The following is a 272-nucleotide window of genomic DNA, read 5'->3' on the forward strand; positions in this document are numbered from 1 at the left end:
GGCGTCGCTCGCACGCCTGCGCCCCAAAGCACCACCGAGCAGGGGATCTTCGTCGTGCCGTCGAGCGTCACGCCGGTATCGTCGATCTTCGTCACCTTCGCGTTCGTGTGCACTTCGACGCCGAGATCGCCGAGCTGCTCGACCGAGCTCGCGGAGAGATCTTCGGCGAACGCGCCGAGGATGCGCGGCCCCGCTTCGCCGAGCTGCGCCGCCACGTCCTCGCGCGCGACTTTCGCACGATCGATCCGAAGGCGGCGAAGGTGCACCTCGTC

General features: G+C 68.8%; 1 protein-coding gene. It reads right to left on the minus strand.

What is annotated here, in order from left to right:
• Positions 1-266: FAD-dependent oxidoreductase (locus tag RMT89_RS46310; RefSeq protein ID WP_399498984.1), on the minus strand; the 266-nt coding region annotated here is incomplete at its 3' end.
• Between the last annotated feature and the right edge of the window lie 6 nt (positions 267-272).

Source organism: Streptomyces sp. P17 (assembly GCF_032436805.1).
Classification (GTDB): Bacteria; Actinomycetota; Actinomycetes; order Streptomycetales; family Streptomycetaceae; genus Streptomyces.